The organism is Rhodococcus sp. NPDC047139 (genome assembly GCF_040643435.1).
GTDB lineage: Bacteria > Actinomycetota > Actinomycetes > Mycobacteriales > Mycobacteriaceae > Rhodococcus.
Genome location: NZ_JBEYUH010000020.1, coordinates 1 through 26,094, shown reverse-complemented (window position 1 = coordinate 26,094; position 26,094 = coordinate 1). Strand labels below are relative to the sequence as shown.

Below are 26,094 nucleotides of genomic sequence, written 5' to 3'. Positions count from 1 at the left end.
ATCGTACAGAACCCTTCCGACAGACCGGGAGGGCGTTCGATTCGTCCGGGAGTGCGTGATCGGTGAGCGCGCCGAGCACCCCGGGAGCGTCTCCCATAGGATCACGCAATGCGGATTCTCTACGTGTGCACCGGAAACATCTGCCGATCACCGACCGCAGAAAGGCTGACCTCCGCGTATGCCGAAGAGGCCGGCCGCGACGATCTCTTCGCGCACAGCGCCGGCACCCGGGCGATGGTCGGTTACGGCATGGAACCAACGGCCGCACTCGTCCTGCAGCAACTCGGAGGCGACCCGGACGGATTCGCCGCGCGCCGGATCACCCCGCAGCTCGCGGAGGACTCCGACCTCGTCATCACCATGAGCGAGCGGCAGCGGGCCAAGGTCATGCAGCTCGCCCCGCGCCGGATGCGCGTGACGTTCACGCTGCGCGAGGCCGCCCGGGTGCAGGACATCAGTGGGGCTCGGAGCGTCGCAGAATTGGCGACGGCCCGGGCACAGCTATCTGCGCCCGGGCCGGAGGACATCGTCGACCCGATCGGCCGCGACGAGGAGACATTCGTCGCAGTCGGATCCGAGATCGCCGACCTGCTGCTACCTCTCCTCGCCCGTCTGCGGGAGTGAATCGCTCACCGAGCGCCGCGGCGTGTGCACCACGGAGTACGCCTGCGGCGCTTGGTAGGCGTCCGCGCGACCGTAGGAGACCGGTTGCGGCGCCGAATGGGCCGGCTTTTCCTCGCGCCGGTGACCGTTCTGCGGCCGTGCCGGTCCCTCGACGGGTGCCGGGGACGCATGGTGAGCAGGCACAGGCTGGGCCGGCCGGTCGACGCGCTGCGTCGCGGGCGTGGTGATCTGCGGCGCGGCGGGCGACGCGGCGGGAGTACCGCCGTCCTTGTCGGAGCTGTAGTAGTACCGGTACTCGTAGGCGGTGCCACGACCCTTGGTGGGGGTCATCGCGAGGATCGTGCCCAGCACAGGCGCATTGACCGCACGCAGGTTGCCGACGGCCCGCGCGAACTGCTCGCGGGTGGTCTTGCCGTAGCGCGCGATGAGCAGCGCGCCGTCGGCGATGTTCGTCAGGATCGCCGCGTCGGTGACGGGCAGCAGCGGCGGCGCGTCGATGATGACGTAGTCGAAGCGCGACCTCAGGTCGTCGAGGACCTCCCGCGCGTGCGTGGAGCCGAGCAGCTCGGACGGGTTGGGCGGCAGCCCGCCTGCAGCCAGCACCCACATGCCGTCGAATCGGGTCGGCTGGAGCACGTCCTCGAGCGTGGCCTGGTTCGCGAGCACCGTCGAGAGACCGGCCTCGCCGATCGAGCCGAGATACTTCGACACGCGCGGGCGGCGCAGGTCGGCTTCGACGAGTACCACCGAGTGTCCGGCCTCGGCGAGCACGAGTGCGGTGTTGACGGCCGTGGTGGTCTTGCCCTCGCTGGGCAGCGAGCTGGTGATGACGATCGCTCGTGGCGGGTTGTCCACCTCGAGGAACTGCAGATTGGTCCGCAGCTCGCGGTAGGCCTCGGCGTCGCCACTGTTGGCTTCTGCGAACACGATCGCCGGATCCTCCTGCCGCGCCTTCTCGAGCGGGATCACACCCACCACGCCGGTGCCCGCGATCTCCTCGATCGCGGCACGGTCCTTGACGGTGTTGTCGAGGCGGTCGCGCAGGACGGCGAGAGCGATGCCGAGCAGCACACCGACCGCCAACCCCAGCGCGACGTTCCGTGTGGTCTTCGGCGTCACCGGCGCCGACGGCGTGGCCGCGTACTGCTCGACCACCACGCGCGCGGTGGGCGGACCGCCGTCCTCGGGGGTCTCCAGTTCACGCGCCATGACGACGAATTCGTCCGACAGGGCGTTCGCGAGGTCGCGGGCGCGTTCGGGGGATTCGTCGGTGACGGCGGTGTCGATGAGCACCGTGTCGGGGGTGGACGAGGCGGTCACCTTGGCGGCCAGCTCGACCGCCGACGTGTCGTCCATTCCGAGCTTGTCGAGGGTGCGCTGCGCGAGGGTGGTGCCTTCGAGCAGTTCGGTGTAGGAGGTGACACGCTGCTGCGAGAACAGGTTGCCCTGGTAGACCTCCTGCACCGACGCGCCCGAGGAAGTGGACACGAACAGCCGCGTCTTGGCCTCGTATTGGGGGGTGGTCAACAGGGAGGCGCCTAGTGCGGCAAGCACCGCCACCACAGTCGTGACGGCGACGATCTTCCACCTCGCCTGCAGAATCCGCAGGTAATCATGTACTTCCATCAGGGCGTCTCCCTCGTTGCGGTAACACTGCGTGCGCACCCGGCGGGCGCGGTGTGGGGGTCGTGTCGGGTCAGCAGGCGGTCGAGTACGGGGCCGATCGCACGTATCGCGTCCGGATCGGCCAGTTCCGAGTGCGTGAACGGCACCGGATGTTCGACGACGCGACCTCGCACGTACCGCTGCCAGGTGGCGGCGAGATCGGGATGCCGGTCGAGATCGGGGGCCGCGACCACCAGATCGATATCGCCGTCGTATTCACGGAGAGTGTGCGTGCGCACCGCGGCTTCGACGGCTTCGGCGGCGGCGTCGCTGCGGCGCCGGATGTCGGCGACGAGTTCTTCGGGCAGCCCGGCGATGTCGGGTTCGTGCTCCGCGGCGGAATGCGGGCCGGTGGGCAAGGTCTCGGGGGTGAGCGTGTCGAGCAGCACTACCGCACCGACCTGCTCGCCGAGTTCGCGCAGCTGCGCGGCCATTTCGTGTGCGATCGTGCCGCCCACCGACCAGCCCAGCAGGTGGTAGGGACCATCGGGCTTCACCTTACGGATCTCGTCGACATACCGCGCGGCGAAATCGCCGATGCTTTCGGGAAGGTCGTCGAAGCCCGTCGCCTGCAGGCCGTAGAGGGTGCGGCCCTCGAGATGCGCGGCCAGCCCGGAGTACATCCAGGCGAGTCCGCTGAGGGGATGCACGCAGAACAGCGGGGGCCGCTCGTCGCCGCGACCACCGATTTCGACGATGCTGCCGAGCGGGTCGCGCTCGTCGTCGCGGCGGCCGTGTGCGATGCGGTCGGCGAGTGCGGACAGGTCGGGGCTGGTGAACAACCATTCGACGGGGACGTCGGTGCCGAGGGCCTCGCGCAGGTCGCTCGCCACGGTGACCGCGCCGATGGAACTGCCACCGAGGTCGAAGAAGCTACGGTCGGCGGAGATTTCGTCGACAGGCAGGCCGAGGTGGCGGGCGAACACCGCGGCGACGGTCTGCGCGATGTGTCCTTCCGGTGCCGCGTACGGTTCGTCGGCCGTCTCGTCGGGGGCAGGCAGCGACAGGCGGTCGATCTTGCCGGAGGGCAGGAGCGGCAGTGCGTCGACGACCGTGATGCTCGCCGGTCGCAGGTGCCGCGGCAGGTCGGCGGCGAGTGCGCGGCGCAGGGCCGCGACGTCGGGTGCGGTGCCGGTCTCGGCCCGGATGTAGGAGACGAGCACGGTGTTCCCGGCGCGTCCGGTATGCGGCACGGTGACGGAGGCGGCGACGCCCGGTCGGGCCAGGAGGGCGGCGTCGACCTCGGCGGGTTCGATGCGGATGCCGTGGATCTTCACCTGATCGTCGACGCGGGCCACGTGATCCAGTTCCCCGTTGGGCAGGATCCGAACCATGTCTCCCGTGCGGTACAGGCGCGACCCACCGTCACCGAACGGGTTCGCCACGAAACTCGTTGCTGTGAGACCGGATTCGTATCGGTAACCCCGCGCAGCGCTGTCGCCCGTCACGTAGAGTTCGCCGACGGTGCCGCGCGGAACGGGATGCAGGCGTGAGTCCAGCACGTACGCGGTGGCCCCTGCGACCGGGACGCCGATGCCCGGCTTCCCGTCGCCGTTCAGCGGGCCCGCGCACGAAAGGGCGACGGTGAACTCGGTCGGGCCGTAGCCGTTGAAGATCCGGTGCCGCGACCAGCGGCGCACCAGCGCGGCCGGCAGGCTCTCCCCCGCCGCGACGATCGTCGTCGGTGCGAGCGCGTCGGGGTCGAGCGTCCCGAGCACGGTGGGCGTGATGTTCAGGTGCGTGACGCCCTCGCCGACGATCAGTTCGCGCAGCGGTTCTCCGGCGAAGGTGTGGTCGGGCGCGATCACGAGGGCACCGCCGTGCGCGTGCGCGCAGAGCAGTTCGAACACCGCGGCGTCGAAGGTGTGCGAGGCCACCTGCAGTACCCGCGACTGCGGCCCGAGACCGAGCCGTTCGCTCTGCAGGTCGAGCAGTGTGGCCAGCCCGCGATGGGTGACCTCGACGCCCTTCGGGGTGCCCGTGGTTCCGGACGTGTAGATCGTGTAGGCGAGATCGTCGGATGTCACTGCGGGTCGCGGTGGTTCGACGGCGTCGAAGTCGACAGTGCGGTCGGCGGTGAGGTCGATCCACGTCAGGTGTCCGAGCGCGCGCGAACCGACGGTCAGCCCGATCCGGGCGCCGGAGCCGGTGAGGATTGCTGCACTGCGCGCGTCGGGCTGGGTGAGGTCGACCGACACCCACGCCGCACCGAGTTTCGTGATCGCCCAGACGGCCAGTGGCCAGTATTCGCTGCGGGGCACCGCGACGGCGACGAGGTCTCCGCGCCGGACCCCGTGAGCGGCGAGCACGGTGGCGACCTCGTCGGCGCGCGCGTCGAGTCCGCCGTAGGTCCAGGCGACGCCTTCGGAGCGCACCGCGATGCGACCGCGATGCCGCTCGACGGTATCGGCGAGGATCTCCGGCAGGGTGCGCGGCTCGACGGCCGGAGCCGACAGCGGCGCGGCGACCGGCACGGCGAGATCGCCGACGGCGCACTCGGGTTCGGTGATGGCGGCGGCGAGCATCGCGACGAGGTCGGTGAGCATCGCGTCGCCGGTGGTGTGATCGAACAGGTCCGTCGCATAGACCAGACGCAGATCCAGTCCGGGCTGCCGTTCGACGACTTCGAGGACGAGATCGAACTGCGCGGCCGGTTCACCGGCGTCGGTCTCGGCGACCTGCACGTCCGGCAGTTGCGGCAGCGACTCGCCGGCCTCGACGCGGTGCGTGATCAGCACCTGGAACAGCGGGCTGTACGACGGGTCGCGACGCGGCGCGACGCGGGCGACGACCTCGTCGAACGGCACATCGGCGTGGGCGAGGGCCTCGAGATCGGCGGTGCGCACGTCGCGCAGCAGATCGGCGAACGGGCGGTGGGGGTCGACGGGAGTGCGCAGCACGACGGTGCCGACGAACATGCCGACGAGCCGATCGAGGCGCGCGTCGGTGCGACCCGCGATCGCGGTGCCGACGGTGATGTCGGTGCGTCCGCTGCGACGCGCGAGCAGGGCGGCGAGCACGGCGTGGACCAGCATGAACACCGTGACGTCGTGGTGGCGTGCGACGTCGCGCAGGCGACGGTAGGTGCCGGCGTCGAGACGCGAGACGGTCTGCGCGCCCCGGTGAGTCGGTTGCGCGGGGCGCGGCCGGTCGGTGGGCAGCGGCAGCGGACCGTCCGGCAGCGACTCGAGTGTGGTTGCCCAGTAGTCGAGTTGGCGGGCGGCGAGCGAGCCGGGGTCGGCGGCGTCGCCGAGCATCTCGTGCTGCCAGCGCGCGTAGTCGCCGTAGGTGACGGGCAGGGGTTCGAAGACGGGAGCCTCGTTGCTGCGACGTGCACTGTAGGCGGTGGCGAGATCGGCCAGCAGCGGGCCGACGGATGCTCCGTCGAACGCGATGTGGTGGACGGCGGCGGCGAGCACCCAGCGGCCGGGTTCGACGTCGAACAGCCTGATCCGTAGCGGCGCCTGCGTGGTGATGTCGAAGGGCGCCGTGAGGGTCGCGGTCACGGCCGCGGCGATGTCGGCGGGGGCGGAGTGCTCGAGCATCGGCGGGTCGACGGGCACCTGCAGGTCGCCGGTGAAGGCGGTGCGCAGCACACGGTGCCTGTCCACGACGTCGCCCACGGCGGCGGCGAGTGCGTCGACGTCGAGGTCGCCGGTCAGTGACAGCACGACCGGCACGAGATAACCGGCGGTGGCCGCCTCGGCGCGCGCGACGATCCCGAGGCGGCGCTGGGCGGGTGCGATCGGCGCCGGTGCGTCGTCGTCGTAGTGCCGCAGCGCGACGCGTTGCTCGTCGCCGGTTTCGATGCGGGCGGCGAGTGTGGCGAGGGTGGGGGCGGCCAGCACCTCGCGCACCGGCACGTCGGTGCCGAACGCGTCGCTCAGGCGTGCGGCGAAGACGACCGCGGACAGCGAGTCGCCGCCGGCGGAGAAGAAGCCCCGGTGCGCGGCGGGGCGGGTGCCGAGCACGTCCTCGGCGACGGTGACGACGAGATCCTCGGTGTCGGTCAGCGGCCGGTCGAGTGCGGTGTCGTCGTCGAGCGCGACCGCGTCGTGCAGTTCGAGGGCTGCGACATCGAGTTTGCCGTTGGGTGTGAGGGGCAGCCGGTCGAGCACGTGCATGCGGGTGGGCATCCGGTGCGGGGGCACGACGAGTGCCAGTCGGGCGGTGAGCTCATGGGCCGACAGGTCCGTGCCTGCGGCGAACGCGACGAGTGTGCCGGCGACCGCGACCACCACGGCCTGCCGGACTCCGGGCTGGGCGAGCAGTGCGGCTTCGAGTTCGCCGGGTTCGATGCGCACGCCGCGCACCTTGAGCTGGCGGTCGGTGCGGCCGAGATAGCCGAGGCTGTCGTCCACGCGGCGGTGGACGCGGTCGCCCGTGCGGTACATGCGTGCCCCGCCCGGGGCGGCGACGAACCGCTCTGCGGTGCGAACGGGGTCGTCGAGATAACCGGCGGCGAGTCCGTCACCCGCGAGGTACAATTCGCCCACCGCACCGGCCGGCAAGGGGCGCAGGAGCGCGTCGAGTACGTGGGCGGTGGTGCCGGGCACGGGCCGCCCGATACCGGGCTGCGTACCGGGCTCGATGTCGGCGAGGGTTGCGACGATCGTGGCCTCGGTCGGGCCGTAGGCGTCGAGCATCACGCGACCGGCCGCCCAGCGCGCCGCGAGCGCCGGTGGCAGTGTTTCGCCGCCGGATGCGACGATCTTCAGGTCGGGCAGGCCCTCGGGGTCGAGGGTGCCGAGCACGGTCGGCGTCGAGAGGTAGTGGGTGATGCGCTGTTCGGCGAGGTAGCGGTGCAGATCCTGCCCCGCGTACACCTCCGGGGGTGCGACGACGAGGGTGGCCCCGGTGGTGTGAGCGAGCAGCAGTTCGAGCAGAGCCGCGTCGAACTCGGGCGAATAACCGTGCAGCACACGATCTCCGGGGCCGACCTGGTAGCGCTTCGCCACTTCGTCGGCGAGCGGGGCGAGCCCGCGGTGCGTCACCGCGACCCGCTTCGGCGCGCCGGTGGACCCGGAGGTGGACACGACATATGCGGTGCCCGGCAGGCAGGTCTCCCCCGCGTTCCGCGAATGCGTGAACGCCGCACCGGTTTTGGTGATGGCCCACAGGGTGCAGATGTAGTCGACGCTGCGCGGCGCATCGATGTGCACGATTCTGCCGTCGCGCGCGCCGTCGGCTCGCAACCGGTCGGCGAGTTCGTCGGACTGCTCGTCGAGTTCGCGGTAGGTGAGCGATTCGCCGTCACCGCACAGGGCTTCGCGGTCGGGGTGGACAGCAGCGGTGGCGCGCAGCATCTCTGGGAGGGTGCGTGCCGGGGCCGGGCTCGCACCCTCGAGCGCGGGAGCCGGGGTGTCGAGGGCGACCTCACCGACGACACTCTCCGGTGCGCTCGAAAGGGCGCCGAGCAGTTCGGTGAAGCGGGTCGCGAGTAGTTCAGCGCTGCGACCGGAGAATCGGGCGGCGTCGAAGACGAGCGTTCCGAGGTAGCCCTCGGGGCGCGGCGAGAGGGTGAACTGCAGGCCGAACTTCGGTGTGTCGTCGAGAACTTCGCGTGCCTCGACGGTGAGTTCTCCGAGGGTGATCGGCTCGATGCCGAAGTCCTGCAGCGCCAGCGCGACCTGCGGTGCAGCGCTGTGTTGCTCCGACAGCAACTGTTCGTACGGGACGGCCACGTGATCGAAGGCGGCGACGTCGAAGTCGCGGACCTGGCCGAGCAGGCCGGTGAACGTCATGTCGGGGGTGACGCGGGCCCGCAGCACGAGGGTGTCGAGGAACGGGCCGACGAGGTTTTCGAGTTGTGCCCATCGGCGTCCGCCGACCACGGCTGCGACGGCGATGTCGTCGCTGCCACCGAGCCGCGCGAGCAGCACCGACAGCGCGGCGTGCAGCACCATGAACTCGGTGGCTCCGTGCGCGCGGGCGAGTTCGCCGAGGGCACTGCGTACTTCGGATCCGATCGTGAAGTCCACGCTGCGCGCGCCGGTTTCGGTGCCGGGTGCGTCGGCGGGCAGTTCGGTGACGGTCATGCCGTCGAGGGCACGTCGCCAATGCTCGATGTCGCCCTCGGCGATGCCGCGTTCGGCCTCCCACAGCGCGTAGTCGGCGTACTGCAGCGGCAGCGGCTCCCACTGCGGGGCTGTGTCTTCGGTGCGGGCGAGATAGGCGAGGGTGAGGTCGCGCAGCAGCGGCCGCAGCGACGTGCCGTCGGCGATCGAATGGTCGACGTCGAGGTGCAGCACGTGCTGGTCGGGGCCGGTGCGTTCGAGTCGCACGTGCCACCGGTCGCTGCGCGGTGTCTCGTGGACCTGCTGGTACACCCCATCGCCGGCGACGACGTAGTCGGTGCGCAGGATCTCGTGCCGCAGCGCGACGTCGCCGAGTGCGGCCTGCAGTGCGCCGAGATCGAGTGGTCCACGCAGGCTCACCTCGCTGCGCAACCGGTATGCCTCGGGAGCAATCGAACTCAGTCCCCACAGCCTGCGCTGCGCGCGGCTGAGCGGGATCCGCTCGGGTCGCGGCGACACCGCGACGGGTCCGGCGTCGGTGTCGAAATCACCCGCGTCCAGGGCGGCGGCGAGGGCGTCGACCGTGGGGTTCGCGAAGACCGTACGCAGCGGCACAGCGGTACCGGTCTCGTCGCGCAGCCGGCCGACGAGAACGGTGGCAAGTAGCGAGTTGCCGCCGATGGCGAAGAAGTCGTCGGTGCGTCCCACTGCGGTGCCGTCGCCGAGGACGTCGCCGACGATGCGCGCGACGAGTGCTTCGGTCTCCGTGCGCGGTGCGCTGCCTTCGCCCGTGTCGGGGTAGGGCAGCGCGGCGACGTCGACCTTGCCGTGGGCGGTGAGCGGAATCGTATCGACCGGCACGACCGAGGCGGGCACGAGATAGGCGGGCAGCGTGGTGCGCAGCTGCGCGCGCAGATCCCATCCGTAGATGTTCTCGCCCGTGACGTAGGAGACGAGCCGGCCGCCGCGCAGGAGGGTCACCGCTCGGTCGACGCCGTCGAGCGCGGTGAGCGCGGTGTCGATCTCGCCGGGTTCGATGCGCACGCCGCGCAGCTTGATCTGATTGTCGCTGCGCCCCGCGAATTCGAGAGCCACTCCGCCACCCGGGCCGGTTGCCGGTAGCTCGGGCTGTCCGGCACGCGCGCGGATCCATCGGGCCAGATCACCGGTGCGGTAGCGGCGCACGCCGTCGGGCCCGGCAACGAACCGGGCCGCCGTCCGGCCTGCCGCCCCGCGGTAACCGGATGCCAGCCGCGGTCCCGAGACATACAGTTCGCCGACCACACCGGCGGGCACGGGCCGCAACCGTTCGTCGAGGATCTCCACGGTCACACCGCGACCTGGGGTGCCGATGACGACGTCGTCACCGGGGCGCAGCGCCCACGACACCGTGGCGAAGGTCGTCGCCTCGGCCGGGCCGTATCCGTTGACGAGGCTGCGGCCTGCACCCCAGCGCTCCACGATTTCCGGGGTGAGCCGGTCGCCGCCGAGCATGAGCACACGCAGGTCGGGCAGTTCGCGCACCGGAACGGTCGCGAGGCGCGAGGGGGTCATCACCGCATGGGTGATGGCGGCACCGGCGAGCAGGTCGCCGAGCGCGTCGCCGCCGTAGCTCTCCGAGTCGGCCACCACGAGCGTTGCACCGGCGATACCGGCGGTGAGTATCTCGAGGATCGCGGCGTCGAACGACGGTGCTGCGACGTGCAGTACGCGGTCGCCGGGGAAGGCCGTGAGGTAGTCCTCGATGTCGTCGGCGAAGGCACTCGCGGCGCGCTGGGTGACGGTGACGGCCTTGGGGTTTCCGGTGGTGCCGGAGGTGAAGACGAAATAGGCGGGCGCGTCGAGTGCCGGATCGTCGGCGTCGGCGAGCGTTTCCTCGACGTCGGAGGTCACCTCGAGCCAGCGCACGCTCTGCGGAAGCGTGTGCGCTTCCCCGACGCCCACACGCACGTCGGCGAGGATGTCGGCCAGTCGCGTCGTGGGTGCGGTGGGGTCGACGAGCATCGGTGCGGCCCCGGCGCGGATGATGCCCCACACGGCGAGCACCGATTCGAGCGAGCGCGGGTAGGCGCACGCCACGGCGTCGCCCGGACGCACCCCGGCGTGCTGGAGTCGCGCGGCGAGCGCGTCGGCGTGGTGCAGGAGTTCGGGATACGACAGTTCGCGGTCGGCGTCGACGATCGCGAGTCCGTCGCCTCCTGCGAGAGCCCCCTGCGCCAGCCATCGGCGCAGCGACCGCGGCGAACCGGGCGTGGCACCGACCGCGGGAACGGCGGTGTCGTCGAGGAACGCGATCTCGCTCACCCGCACTTCCGAATCGGCGACGGCCGCGCTCAGGATGGTGCGCAACCGCTCGGCGTAGGTGGCCACGGTCTCGGCCTCGTACAGATCGGTGCTGTAGAAGAATTCGAGGTCGATCCCGTCCTGCTTCTCGGTGACGGTGACCTGCACGTCGACGTTGACGTGTTCGGTGTCGACGGGCTGGGCGGTCACACAGAGACCGGGCAGCGCGAACGTCGACGAGACCGGCCGTGCCTGCGAGAGCGCGACTTGGAACAGCGGGTGCCGCGCTTCGCTGCGTGCGGGCTGCAACTTCTCGACGAGCGTCTCGAACGGCGCGTCGGGGTTGGTGTAGGCCGCGAGGTCGCGTCGGTGCACCTGCGCGAGCAGTTCGGCGAAGGTGGCGTCGGGGTCGACATCGGTGCGCAGCACGAGGGTGCCGGCGAACATGCCGACGACGTCGTCGAGTTGCGGGTCGCCGCGACCGGATACAGCGGTGCCGATGGCGATGTCGCGGCCGGCACCGTGCCGCGCGAGCAGCGCGGCGAGCGCGGCGTGCAGCACCATGAACACCGTGGCGCGGCCGTCACGGGCCAGCGTGTGCAGACCCCGGACGAGATCGGCGTCCAGTGTGAGCGTGTGGGCGGCGGCGTGTCCGGTGGGCTGTGCGGGTCGCGGCCGGTCGCCGGGCAGGGTCACCTCGTCGGGCAGGCCGGCGAGTTCGCCCAGCCAGTACGGGATCTGGTCGTCCGCGACGCTGCGCTGCCATCGCGCAAAGTCGCTGTACTGCACGGGAAGCAGCGGCAGGTCGGGTTCCGTTCCGGTGAGCCGCGCTTCGTAAGCGTCGGCGATGTCGCGCAGCAGCGGCGTGAGCGACCAGCCGTCGGCAGCGATGTGGTGCAGTACGACGAGCAGCACGTGCCGGTCGGGTGCCGTCCGGTACAGCCGCATGCGGACGGGTGGTTCGACTGTGAGATCGAAGCCGGTGGTCGCGTAGTCGCGGACGAAGCCGTCGAGGGCATCTGCGGGCACGGCGACGGGGTCGAGATCGGGACGCACCGCGGGCAGCACGGTCTGCTCGTCGGCGCCGGGGTAGACGGTGCGCAGCGTGCGGTGGCGTTCGAGTACGTCGCCGACGGCGGTGGCGAGCGCATCGACGTCCAGGGTCCCGTCGAGGTGCACCTCGAACGGCAGGTTGTAGCTCGGGGAATCCGGATCGAAGCGGTTGACGAACCACAGGCGCTGCTGCGCCGCCGACAGCGGTGCGGGTGCGTCGGGGTCGGCGACGAGAGGCACACGGCGACGAGGCGCTCGGCCGTTCTCGCCGATGAAGTCGGAAAGTGCTGCGATGGTGCGGTTCTCGAAGATGTCACGGACGGTGACGTCGGTGTCGAGCACGTCCGACAGCCGCCCGGCGAGACGCGTGGCGAGCAGCGAGTTGCCGCCGAGGTGGAAGAAGTCGTCGTCGGCGCCGAGGGTGCCGGGAGCGATGCCGAGCAGTTCGGCGCACACGTCCGCGACGAGTTCTTCCACGGGTCCGTGTGGTGCGGCGCCCCCACCGGCGGTGATGTCGGGGACGGGCAGTGCGGCACGGTCGAGCTTGCCGTTGGGCGTGATCGGCAGCGCGTCGAGCACCACTGCTGCGGACGGCACGAGATAGTCGGGCAGGCTGCGCCGCAGGTCGCGGAGCGCAGCGGTGGCGTCGCCGCCGACGAGATAGGCCACGAGCCGGTCGTCGCGCAGCAGCACGGCGGCCTGGCGCACGCCCTCGCTGCGCAGCAGGGCCGCTTCGATCTCGCCGGGTTCGATGCGGTAGCCGCGCAGTTCGATCTGCTGGTCGGCGCGGCCGAGATAGTGCAGCGCCCCACCGGTGTCACGCCGGCCGAGATCGCCGGTGCGGTAGCGGCGACCGCCACCGGGTGCGGCGACGAACTGCGTCGCGGTCTGGCCGGGGCGTCCGCGATAGCCGCGCGCGAGTTGGTCTCCGCGCACGTACAGTTCGCCGGTCGCGCCGGGCAGTGCGGGTCGCAGCGACGAGTCGAGTACGTCCACGGCGAGACCGGGCAGCGACGCACCGATGCCGGGGGCGGTGGCGTCGCCGAGAGTGACGTGCACGGTGGTCTCGGTGATGCCGTACATGTTCACCGTCCGCACGTGCGGATGGTTCTGCACCCACGGACGCACGCGCTCGTGGTCGAGGGCTTCGCCGCCGAAGATCAGCAGCCGCAGATCGTCGAGCGGCGCATGGCCGGTGGTGGCGAGTTGGTAGAAGGCCGTGGGCGTCTGGTTGAGCACCGTGACCCGGTGGCTGCGGAGTACGTCGACGAAGACGGCCGGGTCACGCACGGTGAGGTGGTCGACCACGACGAGACGGGCACCGGTGCTCAGCGGCGCCCACATCTCCCACACGGAGAAGTCGAAGGCCGGCGAGTGGAACAGTGTCCACACGTCGTCGGCACACAAGCCGAACTCGTCGACGGTCGCGGCGAGCAGCGACAGCACGTTGCGGTGCGACACCAGCACACCCTTGGGGGTGCCGGTGGAACCGGAGGTGTAGACGAGATAGGCGCCGAGGTCCGGGACGAGCGACAGGTCGAAGAGCGCACCGTCGTCGAGGCGGTCGGCGACATCCGGATCGTCGAGGCGCACCGTGGGCACCTGCACATCGGCGAGATCGGTTCCGGCGGTGACGACGAGCGTGGGCTGCGCGTCGTCGAACAGGGCTTGCAGGCGCGCGGCGGGGTGCGTGACGTCGACGGGCAGGTAGATGCCGCCGGCGCGGGAGACGGCGAGGATCGCGACGACGAGTTCGGGTGTGCGCGGTAGCGCGACCGCCACGACTTCGTCGGCTGTGAGGCCGCGTTCGCGAAGGATCTTGGCGAGTGCGCCCGAGCGCGACCACAGCGCTCCGTAGCTGAGGGAGTACCCGTCCCCCACCACGGCGACTGCTGCGGGATCGTCGGCCACGCGCTGCGCGACCAGCTCGGGCAGCGACTCGGCCGGAAGGCGTTGTGCGGCGCCGGCGGGGGTGGAGCCGGCGCCGCACAACTCGATACCGCCGATCGGGAGACCCGGGTCGACGGTAACGGCATCGAGAATACGCTCGAACCACGAGTGCCACTGCGCAATCGTGTGCGATTCCAAAATTTCGTCTGCATACCTAATGACCGTCTCCAAACCGGCGGGTGTACCGGTCTCGGAACGGCGTTCGCGAACGGTGACCTCGAGGTCCACGCGTGCGGTGTCCACGGGGATCTCACGGATCGTCGTGGAACTGCCGGGAAGCGTGAACTCGTCGAGGGAGAACGACTCGTACGCCAGGATCACCTGAAACAGCGGGTGGTGTGCACCGGCTCCGGCCCCCACCGCATCGACGATGCGATCGAACGGCACGTCGGCGTGGGCGAAGGCATCGAGATCGGAGCGTCGCGTTTCGGTGAGCAGGTCGGCGAAGGTGCGGCGCGGATGCACCCGCAATCGCAGCGGCACGGTTCCGACGAACATGCCCACCAGATCATCGACAGCGGCATCGCTGCGCCCGGAGACCGGCGTGCCGATGGTGACGTCCTCGGTGGCGGCGAGCGCCGACAGCAAGGTCGCGAGCGCAGCGTGCATCACCATGAACGGCGTGACGTCGTGGGCGCGGGCGAGTTTATCGATGGCGGCGTGCATTTCGGCGGGGATCGCAAACTCCGCACGACCCGCACTGCCCACCCTCACCCCGGTCCGGGGACGGTCGGTCGGCAGCGCGAGCAGCGGCGGCGCGTCGGCGAGCGTCCGCTTCCAGTAGGCGAGCTGGCGAGCCGCCAGGCTCTCGGGGTCGTTCTCGTCGCCGAGCACGGCACGATGCCAGCGCGCGTAATCGCGGTAGGTGACCGCCGGTGCCGGCAGTTCGAGGGGCTGCCCGTCGCGGTGGGCACGGTAGGCGGCGACGGCATCGCGTCCGAGCGGCAGCAGCGACAGGCCGTCGGCTGCGATGTGATTGATCACCACTACGAGCAGATAACCCGATTCCGCCCGGAACAGGCGGGTGCGTATCGGCGGGTCGACCGTGAGATCGAAACGAGCACGCGCCAATTCGGCCAGTTGCGCATCGCGATCGGCGACGGCTTCCACCGGCTCGAGATCGAGTGTCACGGTCGGCAGTACCTGCTGGCGCGGGCCGGACGGGCTGTCGGGGAACACCGTGCGCAGCGACTCGTGGCGCGCGAGCACGGTCGCTGCGGCCGCGCGAACAGCGTCGAGGTCGGTGTCGGCGTCGAGGTCGACGGTGAAGGCGATGTGGTCGCCACCGTCGACACGATCGGCCACGTCGAACCGGTTGAGCAACCACATGCGCTGTTGCGCGGGCGCGAGCGGCGCATCGGCATGATCGTCGTCGACGTGGACGAGGGGCAGGTGCTCGCCGGTGGACTCCGCGGTGAGCAGGCGTGCGAGTTCGGTGACGGTGGGATGCTCGAAGATGTCGCGCACGCCCACCGGGCGACCGGCGAGACTGCGCAGGCGCGCCGCGAGCTGGGTCGCGAGCAACGAGTTGCCGCCGACGGCGAAGAAGTCGTCGGAGCCGGACGCTCCCGGAAGGCCCAGCAGGTCGGCGACGATACCGGCGACGAGTTCTTCGGTGGTGCTGCGATATCCGTCGGTGCCGGTCGCGGCGACCTCCGGTTCGGGCAGCGCGGCGCGGTCGATCTTGCCGGTGCTGGTGAGCGGCAGCGCGTCGAGCACGGTGACGGTGGCGGGCACCATGTGCCGCGGCAGGCGCTGCGCGGCCCACTCGCGGATCTCGCGCGGGTCGATACGGCTGTCGCGGCTGTGCACGTAGGTGGCGAGCGTGTCGCCGTGCACCACGGTCACCGCGGTCCCGATCTCCGGGTGGGCCTGCAGGGTCGCGTCGATCTCGCCGAGTTCGATGCGGAAACCGCGGATCTTGACCTGGTGGTCGCTGCGGCCGACGAACTCGAGGGTCTGCCCGTCGCCGCGTCCTGTCCACCGGACGAGATCACCGGTGCGATACAACCGCCCGTGCCCGAACGGGTTCGCGACGAACCGGTCTGCGGTGAGGGCGGGAGCGTCGAGATAGCCGCGGGCCACGCCCTGCCCACCGAGATACAACTCGCCCGTCACACCCTCGGGCACAGGCCGCAGCCGCTCGCTGAGCACCACCGCGGTGACGCCCACGAGACCCGTTCCGATGGTGAGGCGGTCGCCCGGTGCGAAGGGCCGGCTCGACGTGGCGAGCACCGTCGTCTCGGTGGGTCCGTAAACATTGAGCAGGGTGCGGCCGGGTGCCCAGCGTTCGGCGGTGTCGACGGGCCACGCCTCGCCGCCGATCGCGACCGTGCGCAGGTCCTCGAGCCCGGCCGGATCGAGCTGGGTGGGCACCGATGGGGTCGAGAACCAGTGGGTGATGCCCTCGGCGCGAAGCAGTTCCACCAGGTCGGCGCCACCGAACAGGTCGGCGGGCGCAACCACCAGAGTGCCCCCGGAAGTCAGCGCGAGCACGTATTCGAGCACCGCGCCGTCGAAGGCGGGAGCCGCGAAGTGCAGCACCCGCGCGTCGGTGACGGTGCCGGACGAGCCTGGCAGGTCGAAGCGTTCGGCGAACGACTGTGCGAGCGGGCCGAGTCCGCGGTGCGAGACCACGACCCCCTTGGGTGCTCCGGTGGAGCCGGAGGTGTAGACGACATAGGCGGTGTTGTCGAGGTGCAGCGGCCGCACGCGATCGGTATCGGCGATCGGCCGCATCTCGCCCTCGGCGGTGAACGCGATCGGCTCGACCCCGTCGGGCAGCGGCACCTCGGAGTCGACGATCGCGTACCGCGCACCGGACGCGACGAGCAACCGGGCGATACGCGCGGGGGGCTGATTGGGGTCGACGGGCACGAATGCCGCACCACTCAGGGCGACGGCAGCGGCGGCGAGCACCGAACGCGCCGACCGCGACAGCACCACGGCCACACGATCTTCCGTCCCGATGCCGAGCTCGATGAGAGTCCACGCGAGCGGTCGTGCTGCCGTGCGGATCTCGACAGGCTCCCCACCGGATTCAGTTACGCACGCCGGCGACCGTTCGATGATCTCGGCGAAGGTCGCTTCGGGTCCGGCTTCGGCGGCTTCGACGGGCGGGGTGCCGAGGTCGAGATCGCCGACGGGCAACGACGGATGCTGCGCGACCTGCTCGAGCACGCCGCTCAGGCGCGTCACCCAGCGGGCGACGGTCTCGCCGTCGAACAGTTTCGTGTCGTAGACGAGACGGCCGGTGAGCGATCCGTCGCGCAGTTCGCGTAGCGAGATCTCGAGGTCGAATCGCGCCTGTGCCGAGGCGATCTCTCGAGGCCGCACGGTGAGTCCGGGCAGTTCGAGATCGGGCACGTCCACGTTGTCGTAGGCGAGCATCACCTGGAAGGGCGTGAATCCGAGGGCGTCGACGACGTAGTCGAACGGCACGGCGGCATGCGCGAAAGCGTCGAGGTCGGTCTCGCGGGCCTGCGTGAGCAGCGAGGTGAACGGCCGGGCCGGGTCCACGTCCACGCGCAGGGTGACGGTGCCGACGAACATGCCCACGAGCGCGTCGAGGTCGGGGTGGTCGCGACCTGCCGTTCCGGTGCCGATGGCGATGTCGTGCCCGGACGTCCATCCGGCCAGCCACACCGCGACGGCGGCGTGCACTGCCATGAAGGTGGTGGCGTCGTGTGCTGCGGCGACGGTACGCAGCGCCTCGACCTGCTCGGCCGGCACCGTGAAGTCCACGGCTGCGGCGGGGCCGAAACCTCCGTTGCGGGGACGATCGGTGGGCAGCGGGGCTGCGTCGGCGAGCCCGTCGAGAGTGCGTGTCCAGTACTCGATCTCGCGGCCGGCGCGCGAGCCGGCCGCAGCGGGGTCGCCGAGCCGGTCGAGGTGCCAGCGCGCGTAATGCCGGTAGTTCAGCGGCAGCGGCGCCCACGCGGGGGCCTCCCCCGCGGTGCGGGCGAGATAGGCGGTGGCGACGTCGGCGGTGAGCGGCACGAACGACGCGCCGTCGAGCGCGATGTGGTGGGCGACGACGGCGAGCACATGCTTGTCGTCCGCCAGTCGCAGTAGCCGGATCCGGAATGGGATCTGCACGGTGAGATCGAACGGCTCGGCAGCCCACTCGGCTATGAGCGATTCGATGTCGCCGTCGGCGGTTTCGGGTTCGAGTGCCAGATCGGCGGCGGCACGGTCGAGCGGCAGCACATCCTGCACGGGGCCGTCGTCGGTGAGACGGAACAGCGTGCGCAGCGTGTCGTGCCGGTCGAGGACGTCCACCATCGCAGCCTGCAGCGCCGGCAGGTCGAGGATGCCGTCGAGGTGCAGCGCGAACGGCAGGTGGTAGGCGGCCGGGTCGCCGTGAGCGCGTGCGAGCAGGAACAGTCGCCGCTGGGCGGGGGCGAGCGGCGACGGTCCAGTGCCGGGGGTGGCGACGGGCCGCGATTCCGATTCCGGTCGTGTCGCCGCAGCGGCCGCGAGCCCCGCCACGGTGGGGTGAGCGAAGACGTCTCGTAGCTGCACGTCGCGGCCGAGTGCCGCACCGAGGCGCGCCGCGAGTTGGGCGGCGCCGAGCGAGTGACCTCCGAGTGCGAAGAAGTCGTCGTCGGCGCCGATGTCGTCGATGCCGGTGAGCTCGGCGAACAGCTCCGCGACGGTCTTCTCGGTGGGTCCGCTCGGTGGCCGCGATCCGGCGGCCACCGCACGTTCGGGTGCGGGCAGCGCACGCCGGTCGACCTTGCCGCCCGGAGTCAGCGGAAGCTCGTCGATGACCGTGATCGACGACGGGCGCAGGTAGGTGGGCAGTTCGTCCGCGAGCCGGATCGTGAGGTCGGCCGGGTCGACGTCACCCACCACGTAGGCGGCGAGGTGCTCACCGTGCACGGTGACGGCCGCGGCCTTCACATGCTCGAAAGCGACAAGCGCAGATTCGATCTCGCCGAGTTCGATGCGGTAACCGCGGATCTTCACCTGCTGGTCGGCACGGCCGAGGAATTCGAGTTGCCCGTCGGTGGTCCAACGCGCGCGATCGCCCGTGCGGTACATGCGCCCACCGAAGGGTGAGGCGACGAATCGTTCGGCGGTGAGTGCCGGTGCGCCGAGGTAGCCGCGCGCCACACCCGGACCCCCGATATACAGCTCGCCCACCACGCCGCTGGGCACAGGATGCAGGCGGGCGTCGAGAACGACGGCGCTCGTGCCGTCGATCGGCCGCCCGATGGGCACGCCCGAGCCGGGCCGCAGCGGGTCGCTGAGCGTTGCGAGGATCGTCGTCTCGGTGGGCCCGTAGGCGTTGAGCATGGTGCGGCCGGTGGACCAGCGATCGGCCACGGCCTGCGGCAGCGCTTCGCCGCCGGCGTCGAGTACCTGCAGGTCGGGCAGACCGTCGTCGGGGGTGACCGCAAGGATCGCCGGTGCCGTGATCGCGTGGGTGACGGCCTCGCTGCGCAGCAGGTTCGCTAGCGCCGGTCCGCCGACGGCGTCGGGCGGGCAGATCACCAGGGTGGCGCCAGAGTCGAAGGCGAGGAGCAGTTCCTGCAGCGACGCGTCGAAGGACGGTGCGGCGAGGTGCAGTACGCGCGACCGTTCGTCGGCGCGGTAGCGATCACGCAGCGTCGACACGAGTGCCGACACACCGCGGTGACCCACGGCGACTGCCTTCGGGGTCCCTGTGGAGCCGGAGGTGTGGATCACCCAAGCCGTGTTGTCGACGTGCAGCGGACGCAAGCGGTGCTGGGCCTTGAACGTTTCGCCGGCGGTCTCGGCAGTGGTCGGCGCGATGCGGGTGACGTGCTGAGGCAACGTCGGATGGTCGTGGGCGACGGCGATACTCACGTCGCGGAGCACGTGGCCGAGGCGGCGGGCCGGAATTTCGGGGTCGAGCGGGGTGTAGGCGGCGCCTGTCTTGGCGACTGCCCACAGTGCGATCACCGAGTCGATCGAGCGCGGCAGCAGCACCGCGACACGCTCTTCCGGCCGGGCACCGGCTGCAACCAACTCATGAGCGAGCGCGTCGGAGCGCGCATCGAGCTCGCGATAGGTGAGGCCGGCCGCACCGTCGACGACCGCGACCGAATCGCTCGCGCCGTGGCGGGTGAGGAGGTCGGGCAGCAACTCCGGTTCGGGTGCGGTGCGTCCACGAGCGGGAGCCAGTCCGTCGAGTTCTGCCGCTTCGCTGAGCGGGAGATCTCCCACCGCTACATCGGCGTTCTGTACGAACCGCTTCAAGAATTCGAGGAAGCGGCGGTGCAGCGACGAAAGGTACTCGTCACTGTAGAGATTGGGGTTGGCCTCGAAATCGACGCGCATCGTGCGGCCGGCCACGCTGGGATAGACGTTGACGGCGAGATCGTCGATGGGGCCACTCGACTGGTGGTGGTACTCCCCCGTCACCTCACCGAACGAAATCTCGGGGTGGAACATCATCAGGTTGACGGTGGGGCCGAACGGGCTCGCCGCCTCGTCGCGGGAGCGGCCGAGGCTACGGAGATCGGCGAGCATGTCTTCGTAGCGATACCGCTGGTGACGCAGGGTGCTACTCAGTTCCACCTGCACATCGCGGATGAGGCCGGCCGGTGTTGCCGCCGGATCCACACACAGGCGCAAGGGCACGACATTGGCGAGCACACCCGCCGACCGGCGCAGCGCCGCGGTGGTGCGGGCCGAGACCGGCACGCTGAGGACCACATCGACCACACCGGTGGTCCTCGCGAGGAACGCACCGAAGGCCGCGAGCACGATCGGCACGTCGGTGGAGTTCGCATCGTGTGCGAGCGCCGAGACCGCTGCAGCCGTTTCAAGGTCGAGTTCGGAGTTCGCTCGCCGCGCCGGCACCCCGAGGGGCGCTTCGTGGTCGACGAACGACACGGGTTCGGGCAGGTCGGCCAGCCGTTCGAGCCAGTGCTGACGGTCTGTGTCCTGGCGCTTCGAGCCGACATACGCCGCCTCCACGTCGAGGATGCCGGCGACGGGCAGCGCTTTCAGCGGCGGCGCATCCGTTCCGGACACACACGCCGAATACAGCTCGGCAGCGCGATTGAGCATGTTGACCGCGCCCTGGCCGTCGAGTGCGATGTGGTGGACGTAGCTCGACAGGAAGTAACGGTCGTCGGCGACGCGCAGCACGGTGGTGGCGATGAGCCGATCCCGGAGCAAATCAAGCGGACTCGTATATCGCTCGGTCATCCATTCCGACGCCGCTCGCTCCGGGTCTGCTTCGGACCGGAAATCGATGTAGGGCACCTCGTCGTCGAATTCGACGTCCACGTACTGGTGGGGCAGGCCGTCGATGTCGGTGAAGAACAAGAAACCTGATTCGACCTCGCGCGCAGCCCGTACACACGCAGCACGTAGAAGCTCTACATCGAGCTCTCCGATGAGCTCTACGTACTGCGCGGTGGTGAAAGGCACGTCCGGATGCAGCAACTGCGCATACCAGAGCCCCCGCTGACTAGGGGACAGCGGAAAAAGATGCACCACGCTCCCCTCGCCTCACCCGACACAAATAAGACGCGGAAGTGCTTGATTCCTCCCCGTCATGAGATCGTGGGCAGAGCCTCCCAACTCCGCGGTCACGATCACCGTGCAGAAGCTTACTTATAGTCACCGTTACCCACCACTCGAACGGTCGGGACGATCGAATCGGGTTATCGTCTCGAACGGAAACCACGAAGGGGGCACAGGCCGCGTGAACGATGTTACCGGTGAGTCAAATTCGCCCGAACGGCGTCGACGCAAGGTACGCAGACGATTGTCCGACGAGGAGATCGCAGCTCAGCGCGCGAAGCGCCGTCGTGTCCAGATCGGATGCGGCGTAGGCGCACTCGTCGTCGTCGGATTCGTCGGCTGGCTGGGATACGAAGGCTTGCAGGCCAAGTCGAACCTCGAAAAGGCCCAGGATTTCGCGATGCAGGCGAAAGATGCACTGCTGTCGGGCGATACGGAGCAGGCCCGGACTTCGGCGGGCGATGCCGACCGCTACGCCCAGGATGCCCAGAGTTCGGTCGACTCGGTGCCGTGGCGTGTGGCCGGCGCCGTCCCACTCTTGGGAAGCCCATTCGATTCCACCCGCCAAATGACCACGATTGTGAGCGGTCTCACACAGCAAGTTCTGCTGCCTGCGGTAGACGCGGGTAGCGCCGTATCTCCCGATCAATTGATTCTGGACGGCGCACGCATCAACCTTGCCGCCCTTCGGGAGGCCGCACCCGTACTAGAGACCACGTCGGCGGCGATCACCGAGCTCGACGAGCAGGCGCAGAACGTCGACGGTACGTGGCTCGGGTTGATCGACGACGCGAGAACCGACCTGCAGAGCCAAGTGTCCGAATTGTCTGGCCTGCTGAATAATACGTCGCTCGCGGCGCAGATCGCGCCGGCGATGCTGGGGGCCGACGGGCCGCGTAGTTACTTCGTCGGTTTCCAGACGAACGCCGAGGCCCGAGGCACGGGTGGGCTACTCGGTGGGTTCACCGTCATCCGGGCAAACAACGGCGCCATCTCCGTCGACGACGTGACGAGTAATCGGGAATTCCGGTTCGACTACGACCCGATCGACCTCGGGCCCGATTTCCAGCGGGCCTACGGGCACAGCCGGCCCACGCAGGACTTCCGTAACAGCAACGTCAGTCCGCACTTTCCCTACGCCGGCCAGATCTGGCAGTCGATGTGGCAGCAGGAAACCGGTGAGCGGGTGGACGGCGCAATCGCAACCGACCCCGTCGCGCTCAGCTACGTCCTCGATGTCGTTGGAGACGTCACCCTCGCGGGCGGTGAGAAGATCACGGCGGAGAATGTCGTGGAATTGACCCAATCCACTGCTTACGCTCGGTTCGGCGACGACCAAGCTGCGCGTAAGCGGTACCTCGAAACAATCGCACGAACCGTTGTGCAGAAGTTGACGGGGAGCATTTCCCGGCCGCAAGCCCTTCTCGAAGCGATGGGTCGCGCAGCAGGTGAAGGCCGCCTTGCGGTGTGGAGTTCGGTCCCGCAGGAGCAAGACGTCCTCGCAACTACGCCTCTCGGTCACGTCGTGCCCGACGACCCCGCCCCCTATGCCCACGTGGTGATCAACAACCTAGGGGGGAACAAGCTGGATTACTACTTGGAGCGCGAGATCGAGTACACCGCAGGATCGTGTGACGGAGACACCCGCGACGCGAAGGTGACCGTGAGGCTGACCAACGGCCTTCCACCCGGAAATTACACGGACTACGTCGCGGGAATGTTCGACAATCCTGTCGGCGCTCCCGTAGGAACGAACCTCACTGACGTGGGACTGCTTGCGACGCAAGGCGCCAAGTTGAGGAAGGTGACCGTTAACGGCACCACCGCCTTTGGCTACACCGGAATCGAGCGCAGTCACCCTATGTTCAACGTGCAGGCTCCGATACCTCGGGGCGAAACGGTCGAGGTTGTCTACGAGCTCGAAGAGCCTGCCGCCGCCGGCACCGCACGCGTACCGGTTCAGCCGCTCATGGACCGGCCGACGGTGACGGCGGACGTACCGATCTGCTGACGAGACGGCATACCCTCCAAGCCTTGAGGTTGCGTGCGTGAGCAAATGTGCGCGAAATCTTCGCCGGACTAAACCAATACAGTCCGCGTCAAGCTAAGGAGATGGTCTTACAACGATAGAGTGCGCAGACTAGCTGTATGAGGACATGACGTTGGTGACTCCGGCCCGGAGTTTGCTCGCGGGCGGCTGGTGTCCGACGGCAGTATGCGGACGATGGTAGTTGTAGTGCACATTCCACACCTGTAGGGCCGGGCCTCGGCGCGTTGGCGCTCGCTGGTCCAGACGCGGGCGTAGAGGAACTCCTCGGCAAGGATCCGGTTGTAGCGCTCCACCTTGCCGTTGTGCCTGGGCGTGTACGGGGTGATCCGCTGATGCCGGCCACCGTGCAGCACCTTCGCGAAGTCCTTCGCCCGGTAACACGAGCCGTTGTCGGTGACGACGCGATGGATGTGCGTGATTCCGTGTGCAGCGAAGAACACTCTCGCCCGGTGCATGAACCCGATTGCCGTGGCGGCTTTCTCGTCCGCCAGTGCCTCGGTATAGGCCAGACGGGAGAACCCGTCGACCGCTGAGTGCAGATAGACGTAGCCCGCCCGGGCACCGACTGTTTTGACGCGCTCGACCTGCTTGGCCTGGTCGCTACCCCGACCGTGGACCCGCCAGCCACCACCGTCGGGTATGCGCCCGACTTTCTTGATGTCGACGTGCACCATGTGCCCGGGCCAGCGGGCGATGATCCGACGCGGCTGACGGTTGGTTTCACCGCTGGGGTCGAGGAACTTCCGCCGATTCAGGCCGAGGTGAGCGAGGTGCCGACTGACGGTGCGCGCCGAGATGGTGATGCCGTCGGCGGCTAGCTCGTGCGCGATCCGGGCAGCGGACCACATGTGGGTCCGGCGCAGCGTCTCGATCCGCGCCACGGTCTCGACCGGAGTGGCGGTGGGCTGGTGGTGCGGCACGCTGGGACGATCGAGCAGGCCGAGCTCGCCGTGTTCGCGGTAACGGGCCATCCACTTGCTCGCGCAGGCGCGGGAGATCCCCATCTCGGCAGCGACGTGGGAGAGCGGACGGGTCTGACAGCGCTGCACGAGACGGCGGCGACCTTCGACGGACAGCGGGGCGTTACGGTGGACCACGGACGGGTTCTTTCGGTTGTGGCGGATGAGTTGGTGGTACTTCCCATCCTGCCGCCGGAAGACCCGTCCGCCTTCTTCAACCCCTCGTTCCGGTGCCTACAACCTCATGACCCGCAACAACTAGCGGGCGACGGTCATAGTCCACCGTCGGCGGGCATCGACGCGGGAACGCGTTCAGCGCCCGAAGCCATGTGTGATCCTGCCGAGCAGACGGCATCTACACGACCCCCGCCGGTTTCGCAGCGCTACTCGACCGTCGTAGGACGAATCAGCAACGCCGAGGTGAGGATCCTTGCCAGACGCACGTGGACCTCAAGGTCACCTAGGACTCGTCCACGCTCATTCACGAGCGAGATGGACCGTCCAGTTGGTGGTACTTGCATCCTGAATATCTACACCCAGTAGCCAAATATCAGATCGCACCTCATAATCGGGGTAACTTCCACCCGAGTTGCACCAGATTAGTGTGCCAACCCGGACCGGGGATTCGCGATGCCGAGGGAGTTGAGGATGTGCACGGCGTCGTCGGTGAGCGGATCGAAGGCGGTGTGCTCGTGGCCGGCGATGGTGATGGTGACTTCCTGCAGGGGACGCAGGGTCCGCACGATCTTCCGGATCGACATCCCGGTCGCGTCCTGCAGGTAGCGTGAGATCGCCAAGGCGGCGAACACGATGGTCAGGTGTGCCTCGATCGCATCGCGGGTGTGGCTGAAGATCGGCCGGGCCCGCAGGTCGGTCTTCGACATCCGAAACGACTGCTCGACATGCCACAGATCGTGATACTTCGCCATCACCTCCTGTGGATTCATCAGCGAGACAGGCAGGTTCGTCACGTAGCCTTTCAGCCCGATCAGGGAACGCGCCCGGGCCAGAGCATCGGTGTCGAGGGACTTGCCCTTCGTGGTGCTCGTGACGAATCGCGGTGCTCTAGCAGCACGGGTGCCGTCGACGACCTCCCGGGCCCGGGCTTCCTGCGCGTTCAGCGTCTGGTTGTCGCGGACGGCACGCTTGGTCGAGTACGCCCAGATCGCCCGCCACGCCGTCGTGTCGGTCGGCTCCCACACCGGCTCGCTGCGACGGGTGAGGTCGTTGACCACGGTTTTGGCGTGCCGTGGGGTGACGGTGTCGATGATCTGCCCGTCGGTGAATACGTCGCCGTTCCAGTGGAAATGACTGGCCAGATCCGCCGGCGCCTTCGTCACCCGCGATCCGACGATGAACTTCAGTCCGGCGGCGTCGAGATCCTTCAGGTTCGTCGCCGACAACATGCCGGCGTCGGCGGCGATGACCATCTCCACCCCGTCGATATTGTGGCGGTCCTGGAACTGGCGCACGATGGGCACGATGGTGCGGGTCTCGGCGTGGTTCCCTTCGAAACATCCGATCTCCAACGGGAATCCGGTGCGGTCGACGAGCAGACCGACGACGATCTGCGGGTCCACCCGCCGCTCCTTGGAGTAGCCGACCTTACGGAGCTCGTCTTCCTTCTCCGCTTCGAAATACAAGGTCGTGACGTCGTACAACAGCAGGTTCAGATCCCCCGCGGTGGCGGCATACTCGAAACACCGCTGGGCGATGTCGTCGCGGTAGCCGTGGGCGGTGCATCGCTGCAGGGCCCGCACGAAGGTGTTGCGGTGGGCTGGGGCGATCCCGATCTCCCGCAGCACTCTGCCCGCATCCGCAACCGACGTCGGCTCGACGAGCCGGGCTGCCACGAGCTGGAAGAACGCCTCGTTGTCGACGACATCGAAGCCGAGACGTCGCCACGCAGCAGCAATGCCCTCGATCAACCACCGAGACCGTTTCCCGGTGATCGTCGGTGCAGAGCTGGTGGTGCCGAGGTCGAGGT

General features: G+C 69.2%; 5 protein-coding genes and 1 pseudogene. 2 read left to right on the top strand and 4 right to left on the bottom strand.

Annotated elements, in window-relative coordinates; genetic code table 11:
- Nucleotides 1-108 precede the first annotated feature (108 nt).
- The gene (locus ABZ789_RS20210) at nt 109-624 is read left to right on the top strand and encodes a protein tyrosine phosphatase (protein ID WP_358427588.1); all 516 of its coding nucleotides are present in this window, start codon (nt 109-111) and stop codon (nt 622-624) included.
- Here ABZ789_RS20210 and ABZ789_RS20205 read toward each other — a convergent pair.
- Together ABZ789_RS20205 and ABZ789_RS20200 are read right to left on the bottom strand one after the other, a co-directional pair.
- Nucleotides 595-2,250 (bottom strand): polysaccharide biosynthesis tyrosine autokinase, encoded by a 1,656-nt coding sequence (locus ABZ789_RS20205; RefSeq protein WP_358427585.1) that lies wholly within the window; start codon nt 2,248-2,250, stop codon nt 595-597. The genes ABZ789_RS20210 and ABZ789_RS20205 overlap by 30 nt on opposite strands.
- Nucleotides 2,250-21,071 (bottom strand): amino acid adenylation domain-containing protein, encoded by an 18,822-nt coding sequence (locus ABZ789_RS20200; RefSeq protein WP_358427582.1) that lies wholly within the window; start codon nt 21,069-21,071, stop codon nt 2,250-2,252. Before ABZ789_RS20200 ends, ABZ789_RS20205 begins: the two co-directional genes overlap by 1 nt.
- Before the next feature lie 208 nt (nt 21,072-21,279).
- Here ABZ789_RS20200 and ABZ789_RS20195 point away from each other — a divergent pair, with 208 nt between their 5' ends.
- A complete protein-coding gene (locus ABZ789_RS20195) occupies nt 21,280-23,109 on the top strand; it encodes a DUF4012 domain-containing protein (protein WP_358427579.1) in 1,830 nt (609 codons plus the stop codon).
- A 129-nt stretch (nt 23,110-23,238) separates the two neighbouring features.
- Here the strand turns inward: ABZ789_RS20195 and ABZ789_RS20190 are convergent.
- Both ABZ789_RS20190 and ABZ789_RS20185 read right to left on the bottom strand, forming a co-directional pair.
- Nucleotides 23,239-24,245, bottom strand: a pseudogene (locus ABZ789_RS20190) (IS481 family transposase).
- Between the two features lie 461 nt (nt 24,246-24,706).
- A partial coding sequence (locus tag ABZ789_RS20185; RefSeq protein WP_358427576.1) for an IS1634 family transposase occupies nt 24,707-26,094 on the bottom strand: 1,388 nt, incomplete at its 5' end.

What these genes read in the sequence shown, in the direction of transcription:
- ABZ789_RS20210 (WP_358427588.1), top strand. Translation starts at nt 109, where the DNA reads ATGCGGATTCTCTACGTGTGCACCGGAAACATCTGCCGATCACCGACC.
- ABZ789_RS20205 (WP_358427585.1), bottom strand. Translation starts at nt 2,250, where the DNA reads ATGGAAGTACATGATTACCTGCGGATTCTGCAGGCGAGGTGGAAGATC.